Origin of the sequence: Microcoleus sp. B7-D4 (assembly GCF_036705125.1) — a bacterium.
Classification (GTDB): domain Bacteria; phylum Cyanobacteriota; class Cyanobacteriia; order Cyanobacteriales; family Microcoleaceae; genus Microcoleus.
Genome location: NZ_JAUBTT010000026.1, coordinates 65,804 through 80,930, shown reverse-complemented (window position 1 = coordinate 80,930; position 15,127 = coordinate 65,804). Strand labels below are relative to the sequence as shown.

The following is a 15,127-nucleotide window of genomic DNA, read 5'->3' as shown; positions in this document are numbered from 1 at the left end:
GTTCCAGGGAAAGGAGAAATAATTAGCCTGACATGAGGTTTTCGTCGTCGCTTAACAATCCCTAAATCTTGATTTTTATCGTCGGCAAAATACTTAACTAGGTCAGAAGCTAATCCTTTTTGATAGGCCACAGAAAAATGATACATCCCCCGATAAATCATTTCTAATGAAACCCGTTCAATTGGTACTCCTAATTCATCGGCAACCGCATCCCCTAAATCTACTAAAACCGCATAAAATAGCCAAGTAGCCCAGATTTGTAGCTTGATTCCGTTTAAGGAACCAGTCCATAAATAGCTGAGATTTAGTAATCTTTTTACTAGACAAAATGCCTCTTCTATTCGCCAGCGTCTTTGATATAAATCTGCTACTACATAGGGTGGCAACACTTCGGGTTCTTGGACACTTGTCAGATAAGAACGCCAGGAACTCTTGGAGCGAATCTGTACTAATCTTATAGTCAAAGCTGGTGTCTTTTTTGTCCCTGCACCTATTTTAATTATCTGGTCTTTGATATCATAGGTATTTGTTAATACCCGCTCTACCTGATAAGATGCACCTTTCTTGATTCGAGTGATAAATCCAATTTCTTGAGAAATGAGTTTTGACCAAAAAGCGAAGTGATAGAAGCCTCGATCCAATAATAGTAAGGTTTTCGGCTTAACTGTTTTTAGTAAATCTTCCTCCCAATTAGTATCTGCTTGTTTCGGATTTGTCCAAAACCAAATTTCTTCTGGAAGATGAGTTACTAGGTCTATTATTACTCCCATTTTTCCGGCTAATTGACCAATTGGCACATCTGATAAACTTTCGAGTTTACGAAATAATGCTTCTAATGTTGAGCCATCTGCTATCCAGATATTTTAAAAGTTTTTTAAGGCAAATTGTACGCTATCCGGTAGTGCTCTTGATTTTCTCATCAACCATTTCCGACGAAAATGAGGCAGTAATTCTTTAAATACTTTTTCAAATAAAACTGCGGTCAAAGTTAAAAATATGAGTGACAATGCTTGTTGGCTAATTTCTTGTGGCTGACACCATAAAAATCCTTCTCTATTTAATAATCTGGTTAATTCTGTTACTCCTGCTACGGATCGCCATAATAAACTGGCGGATTGCTGCCATCATTAATGGTAGTGTCAGAATCCTATCTCTTAGATTTAGTTGGCGATAAAAAGTTTTTTGGGCCGCCATTGCCGGAATTAATAAATCTTCCAGGTGATTCGCGATCGCTTCATTTTCTACTTGGGGACGATTTTTTTTCTTTGCATGATCTCGGTTGATGCGTTTTTTGCTAGTCATAACTGGTTCAATTATGGCTCAAATGCTTGCCTGACAAAGGTTTCATCCTATTTTACCTTTCTTTTGTATACCCCTTGACAATTGGCACTTTTTCTTAACTTGTCACAAATGGATGACGGATCCTTTCGACCATCACAATAGTCCGAAGACCTGCCCATTGTTCTTGCTTATAAAGTCCTCCTAAAGATGCAACTGATACCGCCCAGACTTTTCTGGTTTCGATGCGATGATGTTCCTTTTCTGTTCGGGAATCATAGCTCACTTCAATTCCCATGAATTTCTGAGTTCTTGCGATATTAAACCAGTCTTTTACGTGATTATAAAGAGTAGGATGATTGCTTTTTAATGCCAGGACATAATCCGCTTTTTTCTGACGAATAAGTCGCACAATTTCGGTTTGAGTTCCCATCGCATCAATGGTGATAATCGCTCCCGTAATGTCGATTAATTCTAGCAAGGCAGGGATAGCTGTGATTTCATGATTAATGGTCTTCCACTTTGACTTGTCCGAGTACCAAACGCTGTTCACTCGCCCAAGCTGTCACTAAATGTAGGTTTTTTAAACCTTTTTCAGGCGTCATAAGAGCCTCGTAAACTTTTTCCATCTATCGGGATAATTTCTGATGAAACTGAACCCATAATTTTTTGAAGCCATTGGGATAACTTCTCTTCTAATATTTTAGGGTCTAACCTTTCAAATACAAGGGCGGAATGTGTCATCGCTCGGAATTCCATTGGGTAATTCTAAAAATTCCTCTAACCATTCTTGCTTACTGAGTCCGTAATTTTCTATGTCTTCCCATCCATCGGCTCCGGCGATTACAGCTAATATGCTGATGATGAGAATGTCTTTAAGTAAGTGTTGTTTGGTTCTGTCTACTCTGGGATCTTGTATGTTATCAAAATAAGTTGATAAGCTCGCTTGTAAATGTTCGACGGATATTAGTTGAGTCCGATTATTCTGCTTCTTTGATTTTTGGGTTGGCGAAACAGGAGCAAATCCTTTTTTCATTGACTTTTCCTCACCAGTCATGACGCATGATTAAGAAACATTATATAACCACTAATCACTAATGCCAAATCGTATAAATTGCCCTTTTTGTCAAGTACAATTTATACCAAATTAGATGAGCTTACCCTGTAAACTTAGCCAAACATGAACTTTCTAGTTGTCATTCATCTGCCAAATCTTTTGTGTTTTCTATGGCTTCTTATAAACGTCTGGAATTCAATAAGCATCTACTTTCTACCTTTATTGATAAGTTAGATATAGACCCGGATTTGATTTTAAATCACCCTAACCTTCCTTCAGTCTTGTCTTATGGTACTTTGGCTGCTTAAAAACTGTCCGGAGTATTGTTACAACAAATGCTAGGGATTAGTCAACCCCAAAAGAAGTTTTTAATCACATTATTCTCAACTATTTTGCTGGCCGTTTGGCTTGGTCAACTTCACGAATCTCAGTCGTTATAGCTGTTTGAGTGAAAAAACCTACCGTCCTCACTTTCTCAAAAGCTTTAACTTTCCACAATTTAATCAATATTTTCTCGCGTGTTGCTTTAAACCCTGACCACACAATTATTGCTGTTATTGATTGTTCTTTTTTAAGAAAAAGCGGCAAACAAACTGATGGCAAGGCTTATTTTTATGTAAGGATTCAGGTCAAAAAAGACTTAAGTGGCGGCATCTGGTAAAATAAAGGTAATGAAAAAGCCCACAGCCACCAGACAGAAGGAAAAAACCGAAATAGAGCAGTTGAGCCAAGCTGAACTGGTAGAAATGGTACTGGGGCTGCAAAAAATCATTGCAGAATTGCAAGAAAAACTAGCTATTGCTACGGGAAAAAGTCGAACCACCAGTCAAACTTCATCAAAACCTCCATCAACGGATCTACTCCAAAAACCAGAAAAACCAACAGTCAAACCAGAAGCAGACCAAAAAAAGAAACCAGGTGGACAACCAGGTCATCAGGGCAAAACCCGAAAAGGGTTTGGACGAGTAGACAGAACCGAAATTAGCTCACCCGACATCTGTCTCAATTGTGGCAGTCAAGAATTAAGTGAAGTAATTAACATCCACTCTCAGCAAGTAGCAACTCTAGTGGCGCAACCAATTGAAGTCGTCGAATATCAGACACAATCGTGTAAATGCCTAGAATGTGGTGCTGTAGTTAGAGGAGAACCACATCAGGGAGTGGTTCCTTGACTTGACTTAAGTGTTAATCTGCAAGCACCCGGCGTCTGGCTAGGTAATTATGGGCATCTTTCCTACTCCAAGCTGACGCTCGCTTTTGTGGGAACTCGGCAGGATTGAAGTGGGAGTAGGAACATTGCAAAAAACCAATCAACGAGTAGCAGCAGCAGTAAAGCCAGCTATCAAAGCACTGTGGGAATGGGCACCTTTACAATCAAACGTTCATGTAGATGAAACCCTAAGAGTCTGTAGTTTAGACTAAAAAATGATTGCAGCCAAAAGTGGCTACCTTTGAATATCCGGCAAGCTGTTACTCAAAAACTCAAGAGGGAGAAGATTAAATAACTAATCTTGAAGACTTTTTACGTCGGGAAACCCGTTTTTTCACAGTGGGATATCGCGGTGCTACCGTCCGTACCCTTCCTTTTTCCCAACCGGGGGATTTTCCCCTATGTTTAGGCATTTTTGCGGGAGTACCAATGTCAACTAAAAGCGAAAACATTGATTGGGCAACACGTCCAGGGGTTAAATTGATAGTAGCAGATTGCCTGCAGAAGTCTATTCTCGATCACTAAATCTCTGGCCAACCAGAGTTGCCAACTCATCAACGGCATTAAATCACTCCAACGCTCCGATTGTTCAGGAGTTCTTAAATTAGGCAATGTCCAATGCAATCGTTGCTTGGCAAACCTATACCAATGATCGACTCCAAAGCGTCGTAAATATTTGAACCAAACAGTTTCGCTTAGGGAGAGTTCGTTCTCCCACCCAAGCCAACCATAAGGGTGGAAACGGCTGACCGTTTGACATGGGCTTCATTCTTTCCACCAGGATTAAATTGATTGGATGTTCGGCCGCACGATAAAAATGCAAGTCAAGCCATTGTCTGACTCGGACTTGTCCCAACTCTGGATCTTCGTCAATTTCAATCGCAGTATCAGCTTCGAGCCATGTGCTTGGGTCATTGAGTCTCATTTTTTGCCCATGTTTGGGTGGTCTACCGCGACCACTATAGGCTGGTGGTGCTGACCATAAGCAGGCATTCTTTCGGACTCTCATTAAGCAATCAGCTTGAATATCTGCTTGCGCTAATACCCAGGTTGCATTGCCATATTCTCGATCCAAAACTGCTAAAACTGGGTTGACGCTTTGTTCACAGACAAGTTTGAGTTGAGAAGCTGCTTGAAGTATGGGTGAAGACCCACTACTAATTCTTTCATGGAGCAGGGGTAATGCCCAACTTCAAGAGTGCTTCAGGTATCCAGGCAATGGTACTGTACCCCTGTCCAATAATTACGCCCCCCTGATATTCATGGGTTCTGTCTTTTAAGGTTTTGGCATCTCGTCGAGCCCATGCAGTGTGGTCAATTGCTACTAATATGTGTTCTGTTGGGGGTGCTTCTTTCTGTAATTGCTCTCCATACAACTCCATCAGTTTTTTTCGGTCTGGTCTACAGTCTTGTAAGGCTTCATAAACGCTCGGCCATTGACGATTGAATAATGGATTGAGGGAAAATTCCGCTAAACACGACACATTCGGAGTGGTCATCACTGCATCCATGAGCTCGAATGTCGCATCCTTGGCTTGCACCAATAATTCGTATGCTGCTCCCAGGAAAGTCCTTTAATCGTTCACTGTTCATTTAAGGAGTGGATAGGTTTTGTTTTCACCCTCATTTTCTCCTGGCGCGGTGGCTTTAGTTCTTCTTTTGCCACCGTTCTCATCTTTGGTTAGTCTAAACTACAGTTTTGAGCTGCTTCTAACGCAATAGTTGTGAATATTTCCGTAACTCCTGCCAAATATAATTTATCTAATACTCTGCCCAAACGGTCATCATTGAGATGCGATGCTTGAATCCCTGCTCTAAGTAAATGTTCTATTGCTTTTCCTTCAAAAAATTTAGAAAATAAATATAATGGGGCGGAAACCATCCCTAATCCATTGATAATCATGGCTTTGACTACCAGGCCGGGACTGACTATTTCGCCCGGTTGTTCGCCTACTAATTCATTGATTTTTTGGACAATTCCTATTTCATCAATTAGACCAGCTATCAATCCCAGATGATCGAGGTTTTCTACTTTCATCTCAGATGCTTTCTGCATGGGCTGCTAAATCCTAATTTGAGCGTTCATCGCTCTCGCCAGTTTACACTATTCTTGGTGATAATTGGCTATGGTTGCGATCTGAATTAATGCCTTTTCGTGATCGTTCCGGTTACGAATACGTCATAAACTGGGTTTTTACCCCTCGCAATTTTAACTCATATCAGATTTAACTCATGCCCTCACTTCTCTTGTCAGGAATTTTTAACGCTCATGATGGGAGTGTGACCGAAATTATTGAGTATTTTTTACTCACGCTTTGTCTCGGATGATTCACTTTTACCCCTCCATCCGCCTATGTGCCAGTTGAGGGTGCGGAATGTGGGTTCAAACCTGTCGTTTTCAAGCTCGTTCAGTAATGGCTTTTTTCCGTGAGGCTATGAATGCCCATTCTTGTGACTTGGCTATGCCGCTCGCTCATTCCCCTTTTTCAGACCTGAATCCTTACATTTTTATAATGATGTAGCTGGTAAATCGGAACGGGCGTAATCGGTCGTCCGCTCATTCCCGTTAAGCAGCCATTGGCCACGGCGTTGTTTCCACTAAACTACGATAAGGATATAAGCGTTCATGTTGATTCTGGATGCGAAACTTAATAAACTTATCCCAATCTCTATTGAGATAGGTGCTGCGTAGCTCTAACATCGCCTGTGCCCCCCTGAATTGTCCAGCGCATACCAGCTCGTTCCGGTCGGTCTTTAACAACATGCCGACAAGCGCCTTCAATAACTCCAGAAGCAATGGGATACCCGCTGCCAAGTAGATATCATAGCGCATCCGATTTTTATTATTTTCAAAGTAGTTTATGAGTTTTTGCAGATATTCCTGTTTCTGACCTTTGAAGCGACGATTTTTGGCCATTTTTTGCCAAATTTCTATCATTTCACCAACCTTTCCTTGAAGAGTTAGCAACACATAGTCTTTGACCAAAGCGATAGCATCGTTACTATTTGGTTCACAGAACAAGTGAGCTGCCGTCCAGATGCGGGAGGTGACGTGCAACAAGTCAAGAATCTCAAGGCGATTTGATTGAGTTAGGGATCTGACAGACTGTTCCCACAAAGATGCTTGCCCATCCATCAAGACCACTAGAGTCTTAATAGCTTGGGGATTTCGTTGCTTAATTTCACAGGTCATCCAATCAAATATTACTTGAGTAGCCTTAATCACTTCACCATCTCGTTCAGTATTCAGGCTGGCTCTCAAGTATTTGTGTTGCGGCTTGAGTCGGGATTTTTCCCGATGTTTTTTCTCAGAAGATTGACGGGGGTCTCTAAATAAAGATTCTACGATTTCTTGGCTGAGTTCTTGGCATCGGATCTATACTGTAAACTGTTCCAACTATAGCCATTTTTTTACGGTTCGGTTTGGGCCCTGAACGGGGGCGATGCTCTAAAATCGCAGGTGAGTCAGCATTCATGCGGATAGGAATTCCTTTCCCATCAGCACTCGCTACAATAAACTGGCCTTCTTCGGCTGGTGAGGGAATTGGCTTAGTTTCCCAAAAAGATGCAACATCAGCCGCCATTTGACGAGTCATCCGCTCTAAACTATCAGTCGATTGACTCAATCCTAAAATCTTTTCAAGGGTTTCATTGACTTGATTATAAGGGGTCTCTACAGCCAACGACTGATTCCAGTCTTGGAGCAGATAAGAAAATTTACTTTCCGGCAATTGTAAGCGGGTATCTAAAGGGACAAAAACTATTTTTTGTCCTTCACGACTCCCATAGACAACTCGTTTTAATTGGAATGCGCCAAACAAAGATTGATAATCGCGTTGATGAGGGGTTGATAAGCGCTTGACTTCTTTCCCATCCGGTAAGGTGAGCTTTTCACCCATATCTCCGTCCCCACAGAGGGCGAAAAACATCCCCAGAGTCTGATGACCTAATTGCAATATCCGTGACCAGACTTCCTGTTCTACTTGATGAGTAGCAACGGCTGTGGTGGCTGCTGTATGTACATAAGTAGTTAAGCAAAATTAATTACATAATTATCTCCAAATTCTTTAAGAATTTTTTCGACAGATGAAACAAGAGCTTGCCAGCTAGAGTAGGCATCTATTTGGAGCCATTCATATTTGATAAACCGCCACAAAATCTCAATTAAATTCAATTCAGGTGAATAAGTCGGGAATTCAAATATAGTTAAACCGCGTTCTTGCCATTCTTCAAGTTTCTCGAAAATGGCATTGCTAATATGAATAGAAGCTTGATCTACTACAATAAATGTTGGCCGCTCCACCACAGCAAAGAAAGTATCTATACAGGCTATGATTACATCAGAATTAATAGTCTGCTCTGAAACATAAGCATGAAGAGTATTTTGTGGATTCATGATTTCCAAGACATTTAAACGCTTAGTTCTACGACTCTCAATTGACAAATATTCACAATATATTGCCATCCATAAGGGAGACAAGGGATGCCACAGAATTCGGATTCATCTAAATAGTATAAATCAATTTTTTCCTCATCTTCTAGTTGTTTTAATTCGGACAATTTTTCTGTTTTTTCCTTGTATTCTATGGGATCTGGCTTGCCACCAACACCTCGACGCATCCTATGCCAACTCATACAAAGTTTGTTAATTATTCTCTTAATAGTTTCCGTACTGATATTAATATCCTATTCTTGTTTAATATTTTGCACTACTTGCTTTAATTGTCTTGGCTCCAATTTTACCCAGTCTCTAATTTGAGCTGATTGTGCGGCATCAAAAGTTTTTTTTCTGCCTCTACCTGGTTTATTGTATAATCCGACCCTTCCCTCATATTCCCATCGATTCAACCAGTTATACATCAATACGGTTCAGTTAAGGCTCAAACCGTGGTAAATTAGGTATGGTGTCCACAAAAGGAGAGCAAGTTAACGTGCATCTCAAAGAATTCTCATTAGTATCTCCCAAAATCCCAAGTAAGGAGATATTCAAGGCCATAGAGATAGCAATTCCAGCAAGTGCCATCGAACAAGCTATTGCGAAAACAAATGTTGAAGAGAAACGTCATCGTGTCCTGCCAGCACAACTGGTAGTGTGTCTGGTAATCGCCATGAGTCTGTGGTCAAAAGATTCAATGCGGGAGGTCTTAAAAAATTTAATTGATGGTCTTAATGAAGCATGGATAAAAATTGGTAAATATTGGCGATTTCCCTGTAAATCGGCAATTACTCAAGCCAGACAAAGATTAGGAGCGGGCGTGATGAGACAGTTGTTTCATTCCTTAGTACGACCAATGGCTACAGTTGAAACAGTAGGAGCTTTTATCAACGAACTCAGAGTCGTAGTGATAGACGGAACCTGCTTAGACCTCCCGTCTGGGTGATGAAAATGCCAGAGTTTTTGGTCGTCCAGGTAGCCGTCCGGGTACGAGAGCGGCGTTCCCCAAAGCTAGATTAGTGATTTTAGTAGAGGCAGGAACACATTTAATATTTGATGCCTTAATGTGTCCATATAAAATAGGAGAAAGAGTAAGAGCGTTAAAATTGTTACGCTCAGTGGCAGAGGGAATGTTATTGATGTGGGATAGAGGTTTACATTCTTACGCGATGGTAGAAGCCACATTCAGTAAAGGTTGTGAGTAGAAGAGTGCGAATTCCATCCAACGTTAAATTCTTAAACGAAACACAACTAGATGATGGTTCATATTTAAGTTGGATTGATCCATCTGGCAAGTTAAGAAAAAAAGGATTTAAGCCAATACAAGTAAGAGTAATTGAGTACACAATTGAGCATCCCGAACGCCCCGAAGCACAAATTAGATATCGTTTAATTACCAGCTTGTTGGACGCGGAAAAATTTCCTGCCCAGTTCCTTGCCTGTGAATATCATCAACGTTGGGAAGTTGAGAATACGATTGATGAACTGAAAGTACATTTATTAGGAAGAAAAACTCATATTCGTTCTCAAAAGCCTCTTGAGGTGGTACAAGAAATTTATGGTTTACTACTAGGACATTGGGCGGTAAGGTCATTAATTTTTCTCTTCAGTAAGCAGCGCATGTGTTTCACCATTGCGTCTTTCTTTTACTGGAACACTACGAGTTATTCGTCGCGCTCTCCCAAAATTTCAGCGGTTACAACCACAGGAACTTCCTTTTTTTTTAATTGGTTAACTTTGGAGATTCTCGATCAAGTTCTACCTGAAAGGGCTCAGAGAAACAACCCCAGAGTCGTGAAAAAACCTGTCTCAAAATTTCGGTCTAAATAAATTAAACACAGAGGTACTGGAATCATAATGAATCCTCCTGTATTTATTGTTTTAAGCACTGCATAGCCTTAACTGAACCGTATTGAGTTATACATAGTCTTATAACTAACTTGAAAAATTTTCATCAAGTTTTCATTTTTGACACCTTGTGAAACTAAGATTAAAAAATGTGCTTGCTAGGCGCACTTGATGATGTCTGCTTTCGCGATAAATTCGGTTTAGCAATTTCAAGGAAAGTGGATTAACATCTCGCATTAAAAACATATAAAACGTCTCTAAGTACAACGTAATAACTTTATTATATCATATTAGTTGTTTGTGTAATTAATTTTGTTTAACTACTTAATTTCGTAGACTGTCAAATTGCTTCGTTAAGCCTTCTAGGTGGACAAATATCTCGTCGTTCGGCATCCTATTCATTAGTGGGTTTTCTCAGAAGTGTTGATGTTTAGGTTTGGTTAACTTTATGTCATACCTCTGAGAGCGCCTATTGGCAACCCCCCGCAGGGGGTTGCTTTTTACAGATTGCTTACTAGAGATTACAGATTGGTAACTAGAGCGGCGGAGCGGTTACGCCCAATCGGAACAGGGGTGGGAAATTTCTGTAATTTCTATTGTCGAAATTGAGACTCGTTTATCTTATAGCTTAAGCGTACAACAAACTCCGTCACGCCCTCAAATAAAACCCGTGAAAAAACTGCCCAAAAACCCGAAGAATAACAGCTCAAAAAAATCTCGCAAAAACCCGGACTCTCAAAGCTCAAAGCCTGACATCACAAGAGTTGATGACTCTGCACAACATTTGAAGAATACTCGTTATTTTTTCCCCACTTCTGTACGTCCAAATGGTGGCTGATGGCTATTACTATCGCTCTAAATTCTGGGAGGCTGTGCGGGACTTAAATTTAGACTTTATTGGCAAGTTAAGAAGTGATGCTAACCTACGCTATCTCTATACAGGTGAACAAAAGAAGCAGGGATCTCCACGTAAATATGATGGTAAGGTTGACTGCCATGATTTGAGTCGTCTTAATTTTGTTAAAGACCTAAAACCCGGAGTTTCATTATATACATTGAAGGTGGGTCGTTGTTGTTTAAATTGCCCAATTTGTTTGGTTTGTATCTCTGAGGTTCAAGCCCACGGCAAAATCAAAAATGCTTTATTGTTTAGCACTGATATTCACCTACCACCTGAGCAAATTCTTGAATATTATCAGGCTCGTTTCCCGATTGAATTTATCTTTGGTGATGCCAAGCAATTTACGGGATTGTCTGATTGTCAAGCTCGTCATTTACCACGGCTTGATTTTCATTTTAATGCCAGTCTAATTGCCCTAAACTTAGCTAAAGATGAACTCTCTAGTTGTCATTCATCTGCCAAATCCTTTGTGTTTTCTATGGCCTCTTATAAACGTCTGGAATTCAATAAGCATCTACTTTCTACCTTTATTGATAAGTTAGATTTAGACCCGGATTTGATTTTAAATCACCCTAACCTTCCTTCAGTCTTGTCTTATGGTACTCTGGCTGCTTAAAAACTGTCCGGAGTATTGATATTGCATCTCCTCTACTTTTAGCCTACATTTAGTGTACCTTCATAGTGAATTGGTATTACTTGATTGCTGACAACAAGTGATGCTGGAAAAGTGATTCAATGCACGAAAGAATTCCTGATTACATTCTTGTTAGCTCTCAAACATATTGATGCTTAAACTCCTCTTGGGGTGGTGCGCCCCAGGCGCACCCCCTGAACGGTTACTAATTATGAACTCAATGTTGTATCCAGAAAGTAAAAAGTCACCCTCTAAAAATTGTTTTAAACTGCTTAGGCAGGCCCAGCCAGCGTGAGTTTTATGTCAAAATTTTAAGAAAGATACGCGCTCCAGTTAAATCGGTTAAAATCAACGTTTAATGAGCGCGAATTTTTTAGAATAACCGACATATTTTTTTTAAGATTCATTATCAATCAATAATTTACATGGACTTTTGCAAGAGGTCTTATGAGTAAAAGCGTGTATCTAAAAAAAAATAGGCTAGCTATATTTCACAGCGCCTATCTCAATCAAAATTTTAATGGCTCCCCGCAACGCCGTCTTACCTCAGCTTTTGACCTGGTATTTTACCAGGTGGGTACCGTTGGCTCGGACTTAAAGTTTCTGGGTACAAGCCCAGTTTACTTCTTCGTCTGCTCCGGCTTCTGGTAAGAGCTGGAGACGGACTTAAAGTTTATGGGTACAAGCCCAGTTTACTGCTGTCCAAACATCTTGATTCCCGAGAGTTAAGAGTTATAGATCAAAAAAACATTATTGGCAGTCACCAACGTCGCAGTAGAACCTTTATTTAATATATACCAACTAACCAGATTTTGGCAACCTTCGAGCAATTTAACTTGCATACCAGATGGATTCTACGGTTTGAGCGATCGCCTCCGCTGACGATCGCCCCTGAGCCACCAAGTCCGCGTCGAGCACAACTGTAACGTGACCTAGTTTGCGGCCCGGACGGGATACTTTCTTACCATACCAATGGACAAAAGCACCGCTAATTTGTGCCAGTTGTTTTCTTTTTGCTAAATAGTCGGACTCAGCCGACTCGTAGCCCAGCAAATTTACCATCACAGCGCCTGCACATTTCAGAGCCGAATTACCTAAAGGCAGTTGACAAACAGCACGCAAATGCTGTTCAAATTGTGAAGTTTCACAGGCATCGATCGTAAAATGTCCCGAGTTGTGGGTACGGGGTGCAATTTCATTGACTAACAGCTTATTATCAGCGGTTAAAAATAATTCAATGCCGAATACGCCGACAGCTTCTAAGCTGTTGAGGAGAGTGCGGGCGATCGCACAAGCTTCTGTTTTCACATCTAAACTAATATCAGCGGGCGCAATCACCACATGACAAACCTGATTTTGCTGCTGAGTTTCCACTATCGGATAAATCGCAATTTCGCCAGTTGCCGATCGAGCTGCAATCACAGCCAACTCGCGATCGAACGGCACAAACTCTTCCACTAGCAAAGACTGACCCTTGAGCTTAGCACGAATTGACTCAAAACTCCCCCGATCATTAACAATAAAAGTACCTTGGCCGTCATAACCGTGGCGGCGAACTTTGACGACAAAGGGAAAGTCGATCGACCCAGCATCCGAGTCTCCTTCCATCTGCACGCTGTCGGAAACAGAAATTGCCGGAAAGTCGATCGCCACCGCCTTAAACAATTCCGGGGGCAAATCCGCGCTGCCATCCCATTCCCAAAACCTCGGAGTTGGCAAACCCAAACCTTGTAAATAACAGCGTTGAACGTACTTATCCAACAAAGGAGAAAGCGACGACAAACTCGGCTGAAATAACACACCTTGCCGTTCTAGCGGCCGCAAACCATCCAAATTCACAAACTCATTTTCAAAAGTAATAACATCGCAGCCAGCAGCCAATTGAGCCGTAGCCAAAACATCATCAACAGCCGCCAAAACAGCACCAGCAGCAACAGAAACTGCCGGGTCAGTAGCATTAGGAGTTTGTACTACCAATTCAATACCGAGTGCCCTAGCAGCATCCCCCATCATCGAAGCTAGCTGGCCGCCGCCGACAACGCCCACCCGCTTAAATTTGGCAGACGAACTCGCAGCGGTTTGATTTGATTTCATGTGAGTAAAATTCCGCAGAGTCAACCTGCCTATCTTATCGCTATTTGCCCCCGGATGAATTACAGTAATTGAAGAGTTCAAAGCCAAAAAAGAGTTTTAATTGCATGATTAAATCGAGGCCGAACCCAGCAAAATAGGGCTGCTAAAGTCTTTAATTATTGCACGCTCCCAGCCATTGAGAAACAGCCGTCGAAGCCCACTCCTCCAGAAAAGTGCCACATCTAGCAATTCCCTAGCGCCAAGCATGGCATAATTGACAGCACTGCAAAAAGCAGATAGACAGATGCCAACACTGAAAATCAGACATTCAGGGAACAAAATTTATAGGTGAGGATACTGTGAAAGTTTTAGTTGTGGGAAACGGAGGTCGCGAACACGCGATCGCAAAAAAACTGCTAGAATCTACGCGGATTAAACAAGTATTCTGCGTACCGGGCAACGGCGGCACAGCTACCACCCCAGGCTGTCAGAATCTGTCGCTCAACATCGACGACTTCCAAGGCATCGAACGCTTTGTGATGGTCAACAACATCGGATTAGTCATCGTCGGCCCCGAATTGCCCCTATCGCTAGGCATCGCCGACTATTTCCAACAGCGAAAAATGATGATTTTCGGCCCCACCAAAGCCGGCGCCCAAATTGAATCCAGCAAATCCTGGGCCAAAGAACTGATGCTCGAAGCAGGCATCCCCACACCCAAAGCTGCCGTATTTACAGACGCAGAAGCAGCAAAAGCATACGTTCTGGAACAAGGAACCCCAATAGTCATCAAAGCAGACGGACTCGCATCAGGCAAAGGAGTCACCGTTGCCACCACCGTCAAAATGGCTCACAGCGCCATCAACACCATTTTCCGAGGCGAATTCGGCACAGACAACATCCGAGTCGTCGTCGAAGAATTCTTAACAGGTCAAGAAGTCTCGATTCTCGCCCTCACCGACGGCATCACAGTAGAACCATTGCTGCCGGCCCAAGACCACAAAGCTATCGGCGAAGGCGACAAGGGAGCCAACACCGGGGGTATGGGAGCCTACGCCCCAGCGCCCATCGTCACCCCGGAACTCATGGAAAGGATTCAAGAAGAAATTCTCGAACCCACCCTCGCAGCACTGCAAAAACGCAAAATCGACTACCGGGGTGTACTCTACGCAGGTTTAATGATTACGCCCGAAGGAGAACCCACAGTCTTAGAATTCAACTGCCGTTTCGGAGACCCCGAAACTCAAGCGGTTTTGTCGCTTCTGGAAACTCCTTTAGAAGATTTGGTGCTGGCCTGCTGTCAGCAGCGTCTCGGTGAATATTCTATTCGCTGGAAGTCGGGGGCCTCTGTTTGCGTAGTTTTGGCTTCTGGAGGCTATCCTGGAAGTTATCAAAAAGGCAAAGTTATTACAGGTATCGAGGAAGCTGAAGCCAAAGGAGCAGAAGTGTTTCACGCCGGCACCCAGTTGAAGCACCAGGAGTTGGTGAGCGACGGCGGCCGGGTTTTGGGCGTCACTGCGACAGGAGAAACTTTGGAACAAGCTATTTCCAAGGCTTATGCAGCAGTGGATTGCATCCAATTTGAAGGGGTCTACTGCCGCCGGGACATCGGTCGCCGAGCTCTGGGCGATAAAAATTAGGAATTGCGACATCGGCCGCCATCCGAAAGCCAAGCAATCTCAATGTAGAAA

At 42.2% G+C, this 15,127-nt stretch carries 14 protein-coding genes, 1 other RNA gene and 3 pseudogenes; 5 read left to right on the top strand and 13 right to left on the bottom strand.

Features of this window, described 5'->3' with window-relative positions; translation table 11 throughout:
- From QUB12_RS12980 to QUB12_RS12970, 3 genes and pseudogenes are all read right to left on the bottom strand, one after another.
- Positions 1 to 1,302 (bottom strand): annotated as a pseudogene (locus QUB12_RS12980) (IS4 family transposase); the annotation flags it as partial.
- A gap of 94 nt (positions 1,303 to 1,396) precedes the next feature.
- Complete coding sequence (locus QUB12_RS12975) at positions 1,397 to 1,831, bottom strand: ISAs1 family transposase (RefSeq protein WP_333145875.1); 435 nt, start codon at positions 1,829 to 1,831, stop codon at positions 1,397 to 1,399.
- 165 nt (positions 1,832 to 1,996) lie between these two features.
- Positions 1,997 to 2,314, bottom strand: coding sequence for a transposase family protein (locus tag QUB12_RS12970; RefSeq protein WP_333145873.1), 318 nt, complete (start codon positions 2,312 to 2,314; stop codon positions 1,997 to 1,999).
- 469 nt (positions 2,315 to 2,783) lie between these two features.
- Here QUB12_RS12970 and QUB12_RS12965 point away from each other — a divergent pair, with 469 nt between their 5' ends.
- Together QUB12_RS12965 and QUB12_RS12960 are read left to right on the top strand one after the other, a co-directional pair.
- Positions 2,784 to 2,996 (top strand): hypothetical protein, encoded by a 213-nt coding sequence (locus QUB12_RS12965; RefSeq protein ID WP_333145871.1) that lies wholly within the window; start codon positions 2,784 to 2,786, stop codon positions 2,994 to 2,996.
- Positions 2,997 to 3,006: 10 nt separating this feature from the next.
- On the top strand, positions 3,007 to 3,507 hold the full coding sequence (locus QUB12_RS12960; RefSeq protein WP_333145868.1) for a DUF6444 domain-containing protein: 501 nt from the start codon (positions 3,007 to 3,009) through the stop codon (positions 3,505 to 3,507).
- A 678-nt stretch (positions 3,508 to 4,185) separates the two neighbouring features.
- Here QUB12_RS12960 and QUB12_RS12955 read toward each other — a convergent pair.
- The 8 genes and pseudogenes from QUB12_RS12955 to QUB12_RS37590 all read right to left on the bottom strand — a co-directional run bounded on the left by QUB12_RS12955 (position 4,186) and on the right by QUB12_RS37590 (position 8,405).
- Positions 4,186 to 4,686 (bottom strand): transposase, encoded by a 501-nt coding sequence (locus tag QUB12_RS12955; RefSeq protein ID WP_333145877.1) that lies wholly within the window; start codon positions 4,684 to 4,686, stop codon positions 4,186 to 4,188.
- Positions 4,687 to 4,711: 25 nt separating this feature from the next.
- Complete coding sequence (locus QUB12_RS12950; RefSeq protein ID WP_333301032.1) at positions 4,712 to 5,089, bottom strand: hypothetical protein; 378 nt, start codon at positions 5,087 to 5,089, stop codon at positions 4,712 to 4,714.
- 155 nt (positions 5,090 to 5,244) lie between these two features.
- A pseudogene (locus tag QUB12_RS12945) lies at positions 5,245 to 5,601 on the bottom strand (DUF4277 domain-containing protein); the annotation flags it as partial.
- Between the two features lie 510 nt (positions 5,602 to 6,111).
- On the bottom strand, positions 6,112 to 6,771 hold the full coding sequence (locus QUB12_RS12940; protein ID WP_333301034.1) for a hypothetical protein: 660 nt from the start codon (positions 6,769 to 6,771) through the stop codon (positions 6,112 to 6,114).
- 103 nt (positions 6,772 to 6,874) lie between these two features.
- Positions 6,875 to 7,444, bottom strand: a complete 570-nt coding sequence (locus QUB12_RS12935) for a hypothetical protein (RefSeq protein WP_333145859.1) — start codon at positions 7,442 to 7,444, stop codon at positions 6,875 to 6,877.
- Between the two features lie 131 nt (positions 7,445 to 7,575).
- On the bottom strand, positions 7,576 to 7,941 hold the full coding sequence (locus tag QUB12_RS12930; protein WP_333145857.1) for a transposase: 366 nt from the start codon (positions 7,939 to 7,941) through the stop codon (positions 7,576 to 7,578).
- 14 nt (positions 7,942 to 7,955) lie between these two features.
- Positions 7,956 to 8,180: a hypothetical protein gene (locus QUB12_RS12925; RefSeq protein ID WP_333145855.1), complete on the bottom strand. Its 225-nt coding sequence runs from the start codon at positions 8,178 to 8,180 to the stop codon at positions 7,956 to 7,958.
- A 51-nt stretch (positions 8,181 to 8,231) separates the two neighbouring features.
- Entirely contained in the window at positions 8,232 to 8,405 is a 174-nt protein-coding gene (locus QUB12_RS37590) for a helix-turn-helix domain-containing protein (RefSeq protein WP_445252083.1), read from the bottom strand.
- Positions 8,406 to 8,446: 41 nt separating this feature from the next.
- Between QUB12_RS37590 and QUB12_RS12920 the strand changes: the two are divergent.
- Together QUB12_RS12920 and QUB12_RS12915 are read left to right on the top strand one after the other, a co-directional pair.
- A pseudogene (locus QUB12_RS12920) lies at positions 8,447 to 9,715 on the top strand (IS4 family transposase).
- Positions 9,716 to 10,655: 940 nt separating this feature from the next.
- On the top strand, positions 10,656 to 11,345 hold the full coding sequence (locus QUB12_RS12915) for a transposase (RefSeq protein WP_333145853.1): 690 nt from the start codon (positions 10,656 to 10,658) through the stop codon (positions 11,343 to 11,345).
- 539 nt (positions 11,346 to 11,884) lie between these two features.
- Here QUB12_RS12915 and ssrS read toward each other — a convergent pair.
- Positions 11,885 to 12,144: non-coding RNA, 6S RNA (gene ssrS / locus QUB12_RS12910), on the bottom strand.
- Between the two features lie 50 nt (positions 12,145 to 12,194).
- The gene (locus tag QUB12_RS12905; RefSeq protein ID WP_333145850.1) at positions 12,195 to 13,457 is read right to left on the bottom strand and encodes a 5-(carboxyamino)imidazole ribonucleotide synthase; all 1,263 of its coding nucleotides are present in this window, start codon (positions 13,455 to 13,457) and stop codon (positions 12,195 to 12,197) included.
- Positions 13,458 to 13,795: 338 nt separating this feature from the next.
- Here QUB12_RS12905 and purD point away from each other — a divergent pair, with 338 nt between their 5' ends.
- On the top strand, positions 13,796 to 15,076 hold the full coding sequence (purD, locus tag QUB12_RS12900) for a phosphoribosylamine--glycine ligase (RefSeq protein ID WP_333145846.1): 1,281 nt from the start codon (positions 13,796 to 13,798) through the stop codon (positions 15,074 to 15,076).
- The last annotated feature ends 51 nt before the right edge of the window (positions 15,077 to 15,127 follow it).

What these genes read in the sequence shown, in the direction of transcription:
- QUB12_RS12970 (WP_333145873.1), bottom strand. Translation starts at nt 2,314, where the DNA reads ATGAAAAAAGGATTTGCTCCTGTTTCGCCAACCCAAAAATCAAAGAAG.
- QUB12_RS12960 (WP_333145868.1), top strand. Translation starts at nt 3,007, where the DNA reads ATGAAAAAGCCCACAGCCACCAGACAGAAGGAAAAAACCGAAATAGAG.
- QUB12_RS12935 (WP_333145859.1), bottom strand. Translation starts at nt 7,444, where the DNA reads ATGGGTGAAAAGCTCACCTTACCGGATGGGAAAGAAGTCAAGCGCTTA.
- QUB12_RS12930 (WP_333145857.1), bottom strand. Translation starts at nt 7,941, where the DNA reads ATGAATCCACAAAATACTCTTCATGCTTATGTTTCAGAGCAGACTATT.
- QUB12_RS12925 (WP_333145855.1), bottom strand. Translation starts at nt 8,180, where the DNA reads ATGAGTTGGCATAGGATGCGTCGAGGTGTTGGTGGCAAGCCAGATCCC.
- QUB12_RS37590 (WP_445252083.1), bottom strand. Translation starts at nt 8,405, where the DNA reads ATGTATAACTGGTTGAATCGATGGGAATATGAGGGAAGGGTCGGATTA.
- QUB12_RS12915 (WP_333145853.1), top strand. Translation starts at nt 10,656, where the DNA reads ATGGTGGCTGATGGCTATTACTATCGCTCTAAATTCTGGGAGGCTGTG.
- QUB12_RS12905 (WP_333145850.1), bottom strand. Translation starts at nt 13,457, where the DNA reads ATGAAATCAAATCAAACCGCTGCGAGTTCGTCTGCCAAATTTAAGCGG.